Source organism: Streptomyces sp. NPDC052109, from assembly GCF_040680195.1.
GTDB lineage: Bacteria > Actinomycetota > Actinomycetes > Streptomycetales > Streptomycetaceae > Streptomyces.
In genome coordinates this window covers 114,527-129,754 of the sequence record NZ_JBFAWF010000014.1, presented here as the reverse complement: position 1 = coordinate 129,754, position 15,228 = coordinate 114,527, and the positions used below count along the sequence as shown (strand labels likewise).

The 15,228-nt window shown below is 68.7% G+C and carries 11 protein-coding genes and 2 pseudogenes; 5 read left to right on the top strand and 8 right to left on the bottom strand.

All coding sequences use genetic code 11. From position 1 onward, the window contains the following. Positions 1-488 precede the first annotated feature (488 nt). A pseudogene (locus AB0L59_RS26535) lies at positions 489-665 on the top strand (VOC family protein); the annotation flags it as partial. Positions 666-820: 155 nt separating this feature from the next. Here the strand turns inward: AB0L59_RS26535 and AB0L59_RS26530 are convergent. The 3 genes from AB0L59_RS26530 to AB0L59_RS26520 all read right to left on the bottom strand — a co-directional run bounded on the left by AB0L59_RS26530 (position 821) and on the right by AB0L59_RS26520 (position 2,587). Further along, the gene (locus AB0L59_RS26530) at positions 821-1,261 is read right to left on the bottom strand and encodes a transposase family protein (RefSeq protein ID WP_365588206.1); all 441 of its coding nucleotides are present in this window, start codon (positions 1,259-1,261) and stop codon (positions 821-823) included. A gap of 124 nt (positions 1,262-1,385) precedes the next feature. Then, the gene (locus AB0L59_RS26525) at positions 1,386-1,583 is read right to left on the bottom strand and encodes a hypothetical protein (RefSeq protein ID WP_365588204.1); all 198 of its coding nucleotides are present in this window, start codon (positions 1,581-1,583) and stop codon (positions 1,386-1,388) included. Between the two features lie 464 nt (positions 1,584-2,047). After that, positions 2,048-2,587 carry a hypothetical protein gene (locus AB0L59_RS26520; protein ID WP_365588201.1) on the bottom strand — a complete coding sequence of 180 codons (540 nt, stop codon included), beginning with the start codon at positions 2,585-2,587 and terminating at the stop codon, positions 2,048-2,050. On the opposite strand from AB0L59_RS26520, the gene AB0L59_RS26515 reads away from it, so the two are divergent. Together AB0L59_RS26515 and AB0L59_RS26510 are read left to right on the top strand one after the other, a co-directional pair. Beyond that, entirely contained in the window at positions 2,586-3,692 is a 1,107-nt protein-coding gene (locus AB0L59_RS26515; RefSeq protein ID WP_365588393.1) for a M4 family metallopeptidase, read from the top strand. The two genes, AB0L59_RS26520 and AB0L59_RS26515, sit on opposite strands and share 2 nt — an antisense overlap. A 94-nt stretch (positions 3,693-3,786) precedes the next feature. Then, positions 3,787-4,092, top strand: coding sequence for a protealysin inhibitor emfourin (locus AB0L59_RS26510; protein WP_365588198.1), 306 nt, complete (start codon positions 3,787-3,789; stop codon positions 4,090-4,092). 153 nt (positions 4,093-4,245) lie between these two features. Here AB0L59_RS26510 and AB0L59_RS26505 read toward each other — a convergent pair whose 3' ends face one another. The 5 genes from AB0L59_RS26505 to AB0L59_RS26485 form a co-directional block, all read right to left on the bottom strand. Further along, complete coding sequence (locus tag AB0L59_RS26505; RefSeq protein WP_365588196.1) at positions 4,246-4,539, bottom strand: hypothetical protein; 294 nt, start codon at positions 4,537-4,539, stop codon at positions 4,246-4,248. A gap of 1,363 nt (positions 4,540-5,902) precedes the next feature. Then, the gene (locus AB0L59_RS26500; protein ID WP_365588193.1) at positions 5,903-8,773 is read right to left on the bottom strand and encodes a polymorphic toxin type 5 domain-containing protein; all 2,871 of its coding nucleotides are present in this window, start codon (positions 8,771-8,773) and stop codon (positions 5,903-5,905) included. Positions 8,774-9,025: 252 nt separating this feature from the next. Next, positions 9,026-9,850: a Pvc16 family protein gene (locus AB0L59_RS26495; RefSeq protein WP_365588190.1), complete on the bottom strand. Its 825-nt coding sequence runs from the start codon at positions 9,848-9,850 to the stop codon at positions 9,026-9,028. A 54-nt stretch (positions 9,851-9,904) separates the two neighbouring features. Further along, positions 9,905-12,031: an ATP-binding protein gene (locus AB0L59_RS26490; protein ID WP_365588187.1), complete on the bottom strand. Its 2,127-nt coding sequence runs from the start codon at positions 12,029-12,031 to the stop codon at positions 9,905-9,907. 63 nt (positions 12,032-12,094) lie between these two features. Beyond that, positions 12,095-13,570, bottom strand: coding sequence for a DUF4157 domain-containing protein (locus AB0L59_RS26485; RefSeq protein ID WP_365588184.1), 1,476 nt, complete (start codon positions 13,568-13,570; stop codon positions 12,095-12,097). A gap of 140 nt (positions 13,571-13,710) precedes the next feature. On the opposite strand from AB0L59_RS26485, the gene AB0L59_RS26480 reads away from it, so the two are divergent. Together AB0L59_RS26480 and AB0L59_RS26475 are read left to right on the top strand one after the other, a co-directional pair. Then, the gene (locus AB0L59_RS26480) at positions 13,711-14,223 is read left to right on the top strand and encodes a thioredoxin domain-containing protein (RefSeq protein WP_365588182.1); all 513 of its coding nucleotides are present in this window, start codon (positions 13,711-13,713) and stop codon (positions 14,221-14,223) included. 138 nt (positions 14,224-14,361) lie between these two features. Continuing rightward, positions 14,362-15,228: pseudogene (locus tag AB0L59_RS26475) on the top strand (DUF6424 family protein); the annotation flags it as partial.

Genomic DNA, 15,228 nt, shown 5'->3' with positions numbered 1-15,228 from the left:
CCGAACCCGCTCGAACCGGTAACTGCCACCCAACCCGCCCGCCACACTGGGCTCATCGCGATCCGCTTCGCAGTACCGGCCGACACCCGGGAAGAGTGCGTCCAGGGCCTGGAGCAACTCCTGCAGTTGGACCTCGTGCCGTTAATGCTGCCCGTCCAGGTACGGACCGACGGGTGGATGGCTCGCGCCGTGCCCCGGCCGACGGCCCCGGCCAACGACGGCCAGGGCCAAAGCGGGTCGGCTACGCGCTGAACGAACGCCCAGGCCAGCAGCACACCCTTCAGATTCTCCCACGCGCGTGGGGGTCTGCCCACCCCTCCCGCTGCGCCCGGCGATGCTCGCTGCTTTCCCCACACTCGTGGGGGTGTGTCGGGAGCCGCCATCCTGCTCGCCGATGACGTGTGCGGCCTCCCCGCGCGCGTGACAGGCTCGGTCTTCCGGGGCCCAGGCAATCGACCACAAGGAATCTCAAAGCCGCCTGCCGATCGCGCATCCAGCTCAGCATCGGTGTCGACGACGTCGACGAGACGCTCGGCCGGGTGGAGGCACTGGGCGGCTCGGTCCGCAGCGGCCCCAACGACATGCCGTGGGGACAGCGCGTCGCCCACATTCAGGACCCCGACGGCAACCCGGTGAACCTGACTCAGCCGATCCCGGCCCGGTGACGCTGTTCCTGGGGCATGTGCTGATCGTGCACTGCCTGCGGTAGAGATCAAGTGTCGGTAGTGGCCTCGATGTCCGTCAGGACGAGCAGCGCGCGAAACATGTGGGTGGCGCGGGCCGGGGTCAGTACGGAGCCTGGTGAGGATCCGCCAGTTCTTCAGGGGGCAAAGCCGCGTTCGACGGGAACGCGTCCGGCGGCCAGGACCCGGTTGGCCTCCTTCTCGGCGGATGCGAGCCTGCGGGCGCGGGTGGCCTTGAAGCCGGTGACGACCACGGGATCGTCCCCGTCGTCGTCCAGGCCGAGGAAGCCCAAGTCGGCCAGGGAGCCGAGGGCGGCAGCACGCAGGTGGGCCAGGGCGCGGTCGCGGCGGGCGGCGGTGCTGTCGTGGGTGCGGCCCGGCCGGGCAGCCGATATCCACACCAGACGGCCCCGCTCGTCGGTCAGCGCGAGGACGTGCAGGCCGTTGCGGCGGATGCGCAGCGGCCGCCGGGCATGGGGGAAGGGCAGGCTGGGGCCGCGGACCTGGACGACCTTGAGGGTGCGGGTCTCGTCCCGGCCGTGGCGAGCCCGGTCGCGTTCGCTGTGGGTGACTGGCACCTTGTTCCAGGGCCGTATGGTCAGCGCCTTGTGGAGGGTCGGCTGGTTGCCCTTCGCGACGATCAGGTCGTGGGCGCCGCGCTGGTGCAGGTAGTGCGCGTGGTCGTGCTGCAGGTGGGGGGCCTCAGTGGTGATGACGGCGTCGGTGAGGCCGAGGGTGTCCCAGCAACGGGGCGACGACGGTGATCTCGTTGCTGTCGGCGGAGACTTGGCGTTGGGCGGCGATGGTGCCGTCGGCGTGAAGGGCAGCGATCAGGTGGACGCCATCGGCACCGGCTGCGCGGCTGCCGCGCAGCCTTTTGCCGTCGACCGTCAGGTGCACGTGCGAGAACGACGGGCCCCTGGGAGTACGCCTCACACGAATACCGCAAGAATATAAGGGAGTTGGCACTGAGACAGAGCATGGGAAGAACCGGCTCGTATTACGATAACGCGGCCGCCGAAAGCTTTTTCGGACTACTGAAAGCGGAGATCGGGACCACCGTCTGGGAATCCCACAAGGCTGTTCGCGCCGGTGGGCTCCGCTTCATCGATGCCGAATACAACCGCACCCGCCTGCCCAAGCACCCGGTACGGGTACGTCACCCCGGCCAAGACCAGGGCGCTGACGACGCAAGACCTCGCCCCGCCCCCGCCCGCAGCGTAACCATCCGCTGTCCCAGATCAAGGGGGAGCCTCAGGGACAGCTTGCTCCCTCTCCCAGACACACCCTGCGGCCGCGACCGACCTGACCACGCGCCGACTCCTCCGCACCCGAGTACTCGGCGGTGTCATCAACGAGTACGGCTATCCAGCCTGACCAGCTGCGACGAGTTTGCGAACGGGACAGTAGGCCCTCCGACCCGACAACGCCCCCAGCTTGCCGTCGTCGGCGGCGCGCACCTGGACGCGGGAAAGGGAACCGCGCTCGGGGTGCACGTCGACGACTTCGAGCGGATACTCGAAGTGGACACGTTCGCACCTCCTCCACGCAGGTACCGTCGAGCGTATCGGACGTGACCGTTCGGTCACAGCGACACTGCCCCTCTCAGTGATCAACGCCATTGGTGCGCCGCCCACGGTGTCGGCAACGGGCGAAGGCGAACCCGGCAATTCGTTCGCCCCCGCAGTGGCCATGGCGGTCGAGAGGGGCACGGATGTCCTGAACCACGAAGAACGATCCACGTGAGAACACCAGACGAGCAAGGCGTTAACACCGCTTCTCTTGCACGCGAGGTATCCCATGACCAGGAACTGTCGCATCAATTGCATCATCCCCCCGCACCTTCTCGAAAAGCTCCTGAGAAGTGACGACAGCGAGGTGCAGCGGGCCTCCTTGGCCACCATGCTGACGACCGCCTCCCTGCGGGGCGAGCGAGCGGTCCGGGCGACCTTCGCCGGCGCCGCCACCCCCGGCAACGGCCGGCGGACCGTCTTCGACTGCCAGCACGGCAGGTCTCTGCCCCTCGCCGAGCTGGCCCGGTCGGAGGACGGACCGGCCTCCGGGGCCGAGTCCGTCAACCAGGCGTTCGACGGACTCGGCGCGACGCGCGACTTCTACCACGAGGTGTTCCATCGCAATTCGGTCGACGACCGAGGCATGCGCCTGGACGGGTACGTCCACTTCAACACGCATTTCAACAACGCGTTCTGGGACGGCCAGCAGATGGTCTTCGGCGACGGTGACGGAAAGATATTCACCGACTTCACCGGATCCCGCGACGTCATCGGCCACGAAGTGACGCACGGAGTCACCGAGAACACCGCGGGACTCGCGTATCACAACCAATCCGGAGCCCTGAACGAGTCCATCTCGGATGTCTTCGGCTCGCTGGTCAAACAGTGGTCGATGAAGCAGACGGTCGACGAGGCCGACTGGCTGATCGGGCCTGAGATCTTCACCCCGGGGATCGATGCCGACGCCCTGCGCTCGATGAAGGCCCCGGGGCAGGCATACGACAACGCCCTGTTCGGCAAGGACCCCCAGCCCGACCACATGAGCAAATTCGTCAGCCTCCCGGACACCGAGCCCGGGGACTTCGGCGGGGTGCACATCAATTCGGGCATTCCGAACAAGGCGTTCTACCAGACGGCGGTGGGAATCGGCGGATTCGCGTGGGAGGCTCCGGGACTCATCTGGTACGAGTCGCTCAAGGCGTCCAGCATGGAGACTCAGTTCCAGGACTTCGCGGACACCACCTACCAGAAGGCCGAGGAGCTGTACGGGGCTGGCAGCACCGAACAACTGGCCGTGCTGGCCGCCTGGCAGGAAGTGGGCATCCAGATCAGCGGGGTTCCGGCCGGGGTCGCCCGGGCGCGCAGCCTCGCGGCCGGCCGCGACGGTGGTGTGGGCCGGGAGGACGGCATGGCCTCCTTGACCAAGCAGATCGGGGCACTGGCCGCCCAGGTGACGGGGCTGACCAAGGACGTGGCCGCGCTCAAGGGCAGGTGACCGTCGGCGAGCGCCCGGGGGTCCGGCCGACCGGACGATCCCGGCCGACCGGGCGGCGCCTCTCGCCGTTCCGGTCGGCCGAAGGTTGTGGACAATGAAGGTGACCCTGGCGACACACGGCGGGCAGGCGGCCGCGATCCGGCTCCGTCTCCCACCCAAGGTACTGGACACTGACACCCTCCCCCCGAACACCGCGATGGAGCTGGCCGAGCTGGTGGCGGCGGCCGGCCCGGCGGCCCAAAAGGAACGGCCGCCGGGCCGGGCCCGGGACACCATGAGCTACACGATCACGGTGGAGAACGACGGCCAGACGACCGTCCTCACTCAGTCCGACACCACCATGACCCCGGAGTTCGCGGCCTTGCTCAGCTGGCTCGAGAAACACTTCGCGCAGCGGTGACGAGCGGGGGTGGGCACGCGGGGCCACGAGGTCGTGGTGGCCCGCGCCGGCAGGTGCGACGGTCAGCTCGGTGAGGCGTTCGTTCAGTGGTAACGCAGGCCCCTTGGGGCGGCGGACGAGAGGGATGCGGCTCGCTGTCGCGGGGATCACGGATCAGCTCCTGCCCGGCCAGTCGATGACGAGACGGCTGCAGGTCTTGGCGATGACGAAGCGCGGTCGACGGCCGTCAACTGCTCCCGGTCCTCGCCGAGAGTCTGCGGAAGCTGGGGCGAGAGCGCTGTTGCCCCACCCGCGCTCCCAGTCACCGATCTCGGTCGCGACCTGATCGGCGAGTTCGGCGGCGCCAGGCCCGTGATCGATGACGCCGATCTCCCGGAACCGGCCCTTGTCGTCCTCCCATTCACTCACGGCCAGGTAGGCCAGCCTGTCGCCGTCGAGGGCGGCCATGGAACCACATCCGAAGTGCGGCGTGAAGCCAGGTCGTAAGCCGGGCATGCGGGACAGGCGGCGACATCGGTATGAGCTACGCCGTGCTCGTGGGCGCCGCCACACCCGCGGCGGACGTCCGCAACCGGCCGCACCTGTCCGTCGGCGACCGCGTCCCTTCGGCTGGCCACGTCCCTGCCGCGCATACCGGCGGGACAGCGTTCCTTTACGACGCGTGCGGGGAGCCCGTCGGCGACCCGCTGTTCATCAGCCCTGCGGGCTCCCATCAAGCCGACGGATCGCGCACTGACCGTGTGATCCGTCCCCGAGGGCCCCGTACAACGTCGTACGGTGGCATGGATCCGGGATCACACCGGACCCCTTCGGCGGCACCTGCCCCCTCCCCCCGACCGAAACCAGGCGCCGCTCGTCGTACGTGTCCGGCTTCGCCTTCACTACCAGTGGGGATGCCGGCTGGGGTCGAACTGCTGGACCTTCTTGGCGAGATTGGAACCGTCGATGGCGACGCCGTACCGGCTACGGACGTACCGCATCGCAGAGGCGATGCATGCCACGGGGTCATCGATATTCACCGAGTACCGGGAGCGTGGCCCTGGGCGAATGTCTGCGGTGCACTGCACGATGCCCCGGGAGCACTGGAAACGGCTGAGTGCCCGTTCAGCGTCACGATCCGCCTGATGTGCGTCTTGGAGTAGCCGGAGCGCTCCTCGAGAACGTCGAGGGTCAGGCCGCTCGCGAACAGGACACTGCGGACAGGTTCGAGCCAGGCACGGTGCGACGGACCCGCGTCCGGGGAGATCGGAGCCGGCGGGCGGCCACGCCTGACTGTCTGGTGCAGTGGTGGACAGCTGAGTCCACCGGCTACACCCCTGGGGGCCGGACGCGACCGCCCAAGCCCCCCACCACCGACGCCGATCACGTCCGGGGGACAAGTTGGCGCAGCAGCAGGCCCTGAGTGCCTACCAGCCCATCCAGAACACCGCGCAGGGCCAGGAGAGCTGCAGTGCCACGAAGACCGCAGGGCGTGACCGACACCACCTCGTGGGTGCGGGCAGCGGACGTAGCGCCTACGGCACTCTCGGACCAGTCCAGGTGAACAGCGTGCAGACCGAAGACGGACTGATACCGGCACGGCTGGAGCAGGCTCTCCAGCCCCTCCGCCCCCAACCCGCCAGGTGGCAGTTGGGCCGCAGCCCCGGACCTGCTGCTGTACCTCGTGGAGCAGATCAGGCGGCCCGCACTCATACCTGGTCCTGGTACGCCGAATCGGCCTGGCACGACCTGAGGGCCCTCCGGACACCAGCACAGCCCGCGGCGTGGCTCATCCGCCCGCCCCAGCCGGGGCCCCACGGGCGGCCCGATGTTAGAAGTCGGGAGCGTCGACGATGGGCGAGCCCGAGACCGTACCCGGCGGCAGGGCGCCGTGGGACTCCCACAGCCGGGCGGTGGGAATGTCTACCGGAACGCCGTCGATGAGCACCGCTGGCTTGCTGGTCACCGACCCACCCGCCTCGGCGGATCCGGTCATCCAGTTCAGGTCCGCGTCCTCGAGCATCAGGTAGTCCCGTCTCGATGTTGCTTTGGCGTACCAGTCCGACTGCATGTGCCCGGCCTGGACGATCGCCTGGTCGGGATCGGATAGTGCGTAGCGGCCTCGCATCGTTCGGCCGGAGCGGGTGACGAACGAGCCCTTGCGCCACAGACCGGCCGGGTCGAGGAGGAAGTCGAGCGGTGACGGCTTTCCCGAAACCCGTTGGGCCAACAGCCGTTTACGCATGGCCTCCATGAACGTCGACCTCGACGAATATTGTGGCAGGACGCTCGCCTTCACCCTCGGTGGTGCCCCGCTGTGGGGCTGCGCTTCGACGCGTTCCCCAGCCTGCACCACCTCGGCTTGCGCTTGCGCGGGTGTAGTTTTCGCCGGGGCCGTCCGCGCGGTGCTGGTATGCGTAGCGACTTCCTGCGCTTCCGACGCGACCGGGGCCTTCGGCGGCTGCTCCCGGCGGATCGGTGTGACGGTTCCCCCGGGCTCGCGGGTGGTGGTTTTGGGTGTGGTGGGCGGGGCCTTGACGCCGCGACCGTTCCCCCGGCCGGACGTCATGGCGGTGGTGGGACCCGGGGCCGCCCCGGACACCTCGCCGGCCGTCAGGTTTTCGGTGCCGGTGGCCTTGGTGACGGCCGTCTCCTCGACCAGTTCCTCGACAGCCTCCGCCTGCGGGACGGGCTGGACGGCAGGGGCGGTCGTGGGCGGCGGCTTCGCCTTCGGGGGCCGCAAGGGGCTGACCGAGGGTTCACGTCCGGCCAGCGCGGCCTGCTGCTGCCGCGTCTTGGCCGAGACCGGGAGACGGGGACTGCCCTCGGGAGGACGAATATGGACCAGCCGGCCGGAACCTTCGGCAGCGCCCGTACCGGTTGGCGTGGCTGCCCGCTCGACCGCGGGGGCAGTCGTTGTCGCCGTCTCGGCGGACGTGACCGGCGTCGGGACACGCTCGACGGTCGTCTCGGCCTCCTTGGCCGTCGCGGTGGCCGCTTCGGCCGAGGTCCCAGCTGTCGAAGCCGTGGTCGAGGCCGTCCCTGTGGCGGACGACTCTGCCACCGCCGCCGTCCCAGCGGTGGTTTTCGGTGGCGCGGGTGGAGCCTTGGCGGCAGCCTTCGGGAAGGCGGGCAGCGGCCTCTTGGCCGGCGTCGCCGCAGCGGCGGTCTTCCCGCTCGCCCGTTCCGTCACGACGGTCGCGCCGCGCGCCGCGAGTTCGGCGGCCTCCGTCTCGGCGAGCCCCAGCAGACGGCGCAGGAAGCCACGGAGCCGTTCCATCAGCCGCATGAGCGGGCCGAGGATCTCTTCGAGCGGCTTGACCAGCTTGGTGGCCGCCCCGATCATTGCCCCGATGGCGTGTTCCAGGGCGGTGATGGCCTCACCCGCCTTGGCCAGTTTTCCCGCCAGGAGCGGGGCGACCTCGCCCAGGCCGGCCGCGATCTTCGAGACGGCATTCCCGATGCCCTCGCTGAAGATGAACAGCAGCAGATTGCTCACCACAGCACCGACCGCGTGGCCGACCGTGTAACCGAAGTCCGCCCAAGGAGTACTGATCACGGCCTTGCGCAGCCGGGTGGCCTTGGACGCCAGGAGGCTGGACACGCCGCTCATCTCCTCGTGGGTGAACGATGTCAGGGCGTGGAGCACGCTTTCCGGAGCCTCATTCTTCTCCTTCTTAGCCCTGAAGAACCCGACGATCCCCCGTGCCGCCTGTCGGCCGGCGCCACCGGCCGCGTCGACCGCCTTGGGTCCGCACTGTTCGATCAGTTCGTAGATCTTCGAGGGTTCCTTGAGCAGAGCGATCAGCTTGCCCGGCGCTTCATGGCTGAACTTACCGATGGCTTCCGCGAGTTCGGTGGCCTCCTGGGCCAGCCGCCGAGCCTGCGGGTAGGCACGGCCCAGAAGGTTGGCCGCGATCCGCGGGAGCTGCTCCGCGAGTTGACCGATGCCCAGGAGATCGGTGACGGGGCTCACCAGGCCCGCGACGGCCCCGGCCGTGTAGCCTCCGACGAACCGCGCCAAGTTCTGCGGGACCAGCAGCTCGTTGAGGCTGGACTTGAGCCGAGCGACGGCTTCCTCGGTCTTGACCTGCCGCCCCAGCTCCGCGATGAATCCGCGTACGGCGGCGCTGAGCATCCGCTGCTGGATGCCACCGCCCGCCGCCGTGTGGCTGATCACTTCGACGACAGCATTGCCGAGGGTACCCAGCGAGTCGTCGACAGGGCCTACGGCCTGGCCTTCGCCCGTCTTCTCCTGACGGGCAATGCCGACCGGCGTCTCGCCCCGCGCCTGCTGGACGGTGTGCATCAACTCGTGGGCGAGCAGGCACCGTCCGGCGGAATCGGCGGGGCGGTACTCGCCGGGGCCGAACGCGATGTCCTGCCCTATGGTGAAGGCCCTGGCGGAAAGAGCGTCGGCGGACGCCGCCGCCCGGGGACCGGTGTGCACCCGCACCCGGGACAGATCGGCGCGCAGCCGCAACTCCATGGCTGCGCGCACCGCCGGATCCAGTGGCCGCCCCCCTGCCTCGCTCCGCAACAGCTGCAGGACCGCGCTGTTGGCCAGGCGGTCGTTCCGGTAGCGGGCTTCCGCCGGGTCTGCGGCGGATCTGCGCGAGGGTGTTCCGCGACTCCGGGAGACTTCGGGCTGCACCTGCTTCAACGCCGACGTCCGGCCCGGCGCCCGGGTTCGTTCGACCATCTCGGTCGCCTCATTCGGTCCGGTCACTCATTGGACCAAGTCTCTTTCAGCCTATGTTTCCCGGTGAGCCCCTGCAACTTGCGCGGAGGCACTCCAACGTTGCTGTTTCTCGTCCACATTGGTCCATGATCTTCCTTCTCGACGTCGCATCGACCACCGCAGCAGTCGACCGACGACCAGACGCCGTCGGCGGCAACGTGGACATCCGAGCCGAGCACGGCACCGTCGCTGCAGGCAAAACGCCGGCGCGACTCATGCGGCGGGCACGATGACGTCGTGGATCTGGGACTGGGCCGTGTACTGCACAGGCTTGCGCAGGTCGGGGTGGCCCGCGACTCGGACCAGTAGGGTGTACGAGCCGAAGGCCAGCTCCCGGAAAGTGAAGCTGCCGAAGCTGTCGGAGGTCGCCGCCGCCCCGTTCTCGACGATGGTGACCGGTGTGCCGGGCAGCGGCGCCAGCGTGGCGTCCAGCACCCGCCCGCACAGGGCCGGTTCGTCCGACACAGTGGGCCTGATCTCGATGGTCTTGGGGGCCGGGAAGGTCGCGGCCTCGTCGAACGGCTGGAGTCCGATGGTGACGGTGAGGGAGAAGGCGAGCCTGGGCGCCACCCCGAGGGCGGTCCAGAACTGGCCCATGCCCTGGCCCTCCTTCATCTGTGCCATGGTGAGGGGAAGCGGGTAGAGCTGTGGCGGCATGGTGAGGTCGCCGCGTAGGAAGTGCGGTTCGACCACCTCGAAGCGGCTCAGCCACAGCAGGACGAGCCCGAGCAACCGGTGTTCCTCCGCGGCTTTAAGGCCCGCGCTCTGCGTAGACCAGACGGTGACGAGGTAGGTGCAGTCCACGCGCAGCGGCCGGTGCCGGACAACGAAGCCGCCATCGGTCTTGTCCACCAGTGGGACCTGATCACGCAGGTCCCGGTTCTCCTGGACGTCGTGGAGGAAGAGATCCACCGTGGTCTGCGACGGATTGAACTCCTTGTCCGGCGTGTCGAAGCTGACGTCAGCGGCACGGACCTCCGACGGTGCGGCCGGGTCGGACAGCATCGCCTTGAGTGTGGCATCCAGGTCCTGGAACATACTCACCTCACAGGGGGGCCGGCGCGAGAGGGATCACTCGTCCTCGTCCACTGATCAGTCCGGCTCCTGGCGGCCGGGGCCGGGCATGGGTTCGACCTTGCCCATCTTCAGGTATTCGCGCCGCGTCGCCCGCAGCAGCTCCGTCATGCCGATCCGGCCGTCCCCAGCAGACGCCAAGAACGCGGCGTGCAGAACGATGTTGTGGATGTTGCCGCCGGACAGCCGGAAGTCCCGAGCCAGCCGGTCGACGTCCACGTCGGGAGCGCGGGGAGCCTCTGGCGGGATGCAGACGTCCCAAATACGGCGGCGCTCGGCGTCGTCCGGGAAGGGGAACTCCACGACGAACCGGAGCCTGCGGGTGAACGCGTCGTCGAGATGCCGGCGCATGTTCGTGGCGAGGATCGCGAGTCCGTCGTACTCCTCCATGCGTTGGAGCAGATAGGCGACTTCGATGTTGGCGTACCGGTCGTGCGCGTCGTGCACGTCGGACCGCTTGCCGAACAAGGCGTCGGCCTCGTCGAAGAACAGGATGGCGTCGGTGTCGGAAGCCGCGGTGAAAACCCGTTCGAGGTTCTTCTCGGTCTCGCCGATGTACTTGCTGACCACCATCGAGAGGTCGATCTTGAAGAGGTCCAGGCCGATGTCGTGGGCCACGACCTCCGCGGCCATCGTCTTGCCCGTGCCGGGTGGACCGGTGAACAGCGCACTGACGCCCTTTCCCTGGGACATGCGCCGATCGAACCCCCACTCCTGCATGACCCGCCTGCGGTGGGCGACCCACTCGCACAGGTCGTGCAGCAGTTCCAGCGACTCTGCGGGCAGCACGATGTCCTCCCAGGAACGGGAAGGCTCGACGCGCCGCGCGAGCGTGGTCAGCTCGTGCCCGGTCTGGGCGCGGGCCGCGGCGAACAGTTGCGCGCGGGAAGGCGAGCGAGCGGCCGTCTCCGGATCGCCCTCGGCGTGCAGTCGCGCGGCGGAGCGGGCGGTCAGCACCGCATCCTCGATCTGGACGGGGCCTAGCCGGAACCGTACGGCGAGCGCGTCGAGGTCCTCGGCGGTGGCCTCGGCTCCGTGTGCCGCAAGTGCCTGTTGCCAGGTCGTGCGCCGCCGGGTGGCGTCCCCGGGCGCGCACGGCACGGTGACCACGCCGAGCGGCCGACGCGTCGTCGGCGCCCAGGGCCGGCTCCCGGCCAGGGTCACCACGCCGTCGTAGGCGGCCAGCCGGTCGGCCAGGGCCGGTGTGCAGGGAGGGTCGACGTCGTCGAGGTGGAGCAGGGCACCGTGCAGGGTCGCCTCGCGGAAGACGAGTTCCAGGACGGTGTCGTCGTGAAGAATGTCCTCGGTGTCGACGGCCAGGAGGGGCACGGCGAGCGCGGCGGCGAGGGCTTGGGCGGTGCGCCGTCCGCCCGAGCCCGGCGGGCCCTGGAAGTACAGCCGCAGCGGTACGCGTCCCCACGCGTCGCACACCATCCGGTACAGCGCCTCGTCCTCGACGGGGGCCGGTGGCGACGTCACCAGCTCGCAGAAAGCCGCCAGCCTGCGGTCGAGGCCGCCCTGATCGAGCAGGACGTCCACGATCTGCTCGTCCAGCACGAGGAACCGGCCGATGACCGACGCCGCTTCGGCGCGCGGATCCGGTACGAGGCTCAGCACGCGCCGGCCGAGCAGCGGGGCCTCGGCGCCGAAGTACCGGCGTGCGGCGAGCCGTTCCCGCGCGGTGACTGTCAGCAGGTCCAGCGCGAGGCCGACGGTGGGGTGCCTGCGGTTGACGTCGTCCTGGAGGTAGGCGTACAGCCGCTCGTACCGGGGGTCGACCTCCGGTGCGAGGGCGAGCAGGACGACGTCCAGTTCGAAGTCCGCGAGTCCATAGCCTGTCCGCAGCCACGACCATCCGCGCTCCGTGGCGGCGATGTGCTCCCACCCGGGTTGCGGCCCGGCCGTGCGGGAGTGTGGTTCCGCCAGCAACGGCTCAGCGGGCGGGCGTTGCATGGAGCGCTCGGCCTGCTCGGCGCTGACGTACAGGCCACGGAAGGTGTCGGCCGATGCCTCGGGACCGTATCTGTCGCGGGCTGACTCGACCGCGCGGCCCAGAAACTCGTCCAGCCGCCGAAAGGCCAGGAGTCCGGACGGTTCTCCGTCCTCGGGGTATGCGGACACCGAGGTGGCCATGGGTTTGGACACGGGCACTCCATGCACGGAATCACCTTTCCAGCGCTTGGGATTGGCGCAGGCGTGGCCCCGTCCTCACGCCAGTTTGTCCGGGTCCACCGCCGGTGAGCGCGGTCGAAGGGGCCTGGCCTTCTTGTTCACTTCGTCCCATTCCTGCGGCAGTCCGTCGATGATGATGAACTTCTCACCGTTCTCTTCGATGATCTTCCCTTCGAGCTTGTCGACATCAAGACGGTAGTACTTCTGCATCAGGTATTTGAAGTATTTGCGCTCATCGATGACCCAGGTACCAACGGGTGTCTCCCATGCGCCTTTCTCGTACATCAGGATGACGTCCACCACGGATGCGACCGCCATGATCGGCCCTGCGATGCCCTCTACCGCCTGGGTGAGGCCGCCGCCGCGTACTCCGGATGCGATGCCCTTCGGCGCTCGAAGCGGTATCACCGGCTCGGTCCGGGGAACAGCCTCGACTCCGGGCGTCGCCCCTGATTCCGTCACTTGTTTGAGCGCTTGCGGAAGCTCCACCTTGGGCTGTTCGGTGGTGGGAACGATGGCCGCCGGTGACGAGGGCGGGATCTTCGCTACCTCGGGCGGTGTGGTGGATGTGATGCCCTCTCCCCGGATCTTTCCTGAAGCGGTGTGGCGAGCCACGTCGGCCCCGGTCTTGGGCCGGTCGGGCTGGGGCCCCAATGCCTTTGTCGGGCGGTTGGGTGCGCCGACCGTCTGCTGTTTCGGGTGAAGCACGGAGTGCGCCGCGTGGAGGTCGTGCGGCACCGGAGTCGCCAGCGGGCCTTGGCCGACATGGTGGTGCTCCAGGACTTGGCCCTTGTACGCCGCATGCTGCGGGTACCTGCTCACCCACACGTCGTCGACTATCGGCGAGCGCCCTTTCGCAATGGCCTCGAGGTTGCTCGGGCTCAGGGCACCGCCGGCGCCGTAGTGGTCCCTCCAGCGCTGCCAGAAAAGCTGGCGGTTGCGCAGATAGCCAAGCTGGCTGGATGTCCTTCGCTCTCCTTTGCCCACCCAAGGCATCTCGACAACTTCGGCAGGCAGCAGCAGCGGATTGTTCGCGGCGGGCTGCCGCATCACGCCTGGAGAGGCGGCTCCCGCGACCTTCACCGGTGCACCACCGGGCAGCTCCGCCTCGCGCGCGGCGGCGTCCGCGCCGCGCTCGAGACCCGGGTCAGCGGGGGAGCCCGGGGCCTGTCCTCCCGTTCCGTGGGACTGCTGGACCGCGTGCGCGAGTTCATGAGCGAGAAGGCGGCGACCAGCCGCGGTGCCAGGCGCGTACTGACCGCGAGCGAACACGATGTGGTGGCCGAAGGTGTAGGCCTTGGCCGACATGGCCTGCGCGGACTCGGACGCCGTGGCGTCGGCGTGCACGCGGATGCGGGAGAAGTCCACGCCGAACCGCGTCTCCATTGCGGTTCGTACGGATGGCTCCAGTGCCTCACCCGGCGTGGGCGACCCGTGCGGCACCGCTGCGGGCTTCTGGGAAGTCAGTGCCGGTGGCAGCGGCCTCGTCTCTCGTTCGGCGAACTCGTGCATGCCGTACCCCTTGAGGGACTCACTGCCAGCCTAGTCCACCCTTTCGCTTCCAGCACCTCGCAGCACCTCTCACGGCGTCTCCTGGCCTCCACAAGGGGGCCCTTTCACACGGCCCCTTTCGCGATCAGAAGTACGCTGCAGTGAGCTGGTTCATGAATTGCCTTTCGCGTGCAGCGAATCCGCAGGTCATGATGCGGCACATTACCGAAGTCCTGGCATTGGGGGTCGTTCTGTCGGCCACGGCACTGCCTCAAGGGCCAAGACACACGACGACGGCCCCGTCGGCCACTCAGGTCGTGAGCCGCGCTTTCAGCGCAGATCTGCGTCAGGTGACCGACGCGGATCCCCAAGAGGTCATCCTCAAGAGCAAAAGGCCCGTGGCCGTGGTCTTTGGGGCGGGTTGGTGCGGGTCCTGCAACGTGCTGACGCCGTTTGTGGACCGTCTCGCGCAGCCTCACCCCGAGATTCTCGCGGAGCGGCTCGACGTGGACGAGAACCAGGCCACTCCCGCCAAGTACGACGTCAAAGATCTGCCGACGATCATGGTCTTCCGGAAGGGAAAGGTCGCGACAAAGATCATCGGCGCCAAGTGGGAGGCCTTGCCTCCCATACTGAAGAAGGCCTCGCCCAGTCCCGCACAACCCAGTTGCTGACGGAGTCAACCGCGTTCTGAGAGTGTCTTCGCTCAAGTCGCGATCGGCCGGTTCAAGGCGCACGTTGGAAGAAATGGATACTCCGCCCCGCGAGGGGATACCCGCCCTCAGAGTCGGTGACCTCCCCGCGGGGCCGGGCCAAGGAGGCCATCGATGGACCACACCGAACTCCAGCTGGGCGGCTCCGAATCTGAGAACCATCCGTGGGAGATCCGCCTCGTCGAACATCCGAAGCGATTTGAGTCCGCGCAGTTCCGCGCCGCCAAGGAGACGGCACATACGATCCTGCGCTCCATGGACGACCCCGACCTGCCCTATGGGCCGAGGCCCGTCGACCCGGGGGCCGGACCGAACGCCCCCGAGCACTGGGAGATGCACCACGGTGGCAGCCTGTGGGTCAAGGGATCCAGGGGCTGGCGCATGTATCGCGCCCGTGTCGGCATCGAGTGGAGCATGCAGTTCTGCGCCGACCCCGCGAAGGTCGACCGGCTCCGGCAGGAAGCCGCCGAGCTGGTGGACGCCTTCCCGCTCACCCTGCCCGCGCTGGCGGAATCGGGTTACGAGGAAGCCGAGGCCCTCCTGCGCACGCCGATCAAGGACGCCGACGGGGTCGAGGCCTGGACCGACTCCCTGTTCAATGCCTGCGTGCCGCTGAGCCGGGGAAACCACCAGGGCATCCTTCCCAGCGTGCCCGGTGAGCACCACTACCCATGGCCGGTGAAGGGCGCCGACTTCGTACGGTACGACGACTTCCAGCTGTGGGTGACCCTGCCCGACGGTACCCACGGAGCCGTCACCCCGGTGGACCGCCGCGGGTCCGGCGACGGGCACGTCCGTCTGGCCTTCGTCCCGGAAGGCAGCGCCGCTGCCATGACGATTGCCGAGGCACAGGAGCGCGGCCTGATGGCCGTACTGCCACCGAACAGCACCGTGGCCAGGCAGGCCTTCGCCCAGCAGATCGACTCCGGCCGGCGCACCGCCTCCGGCCCGATGTCCACCGGCTAG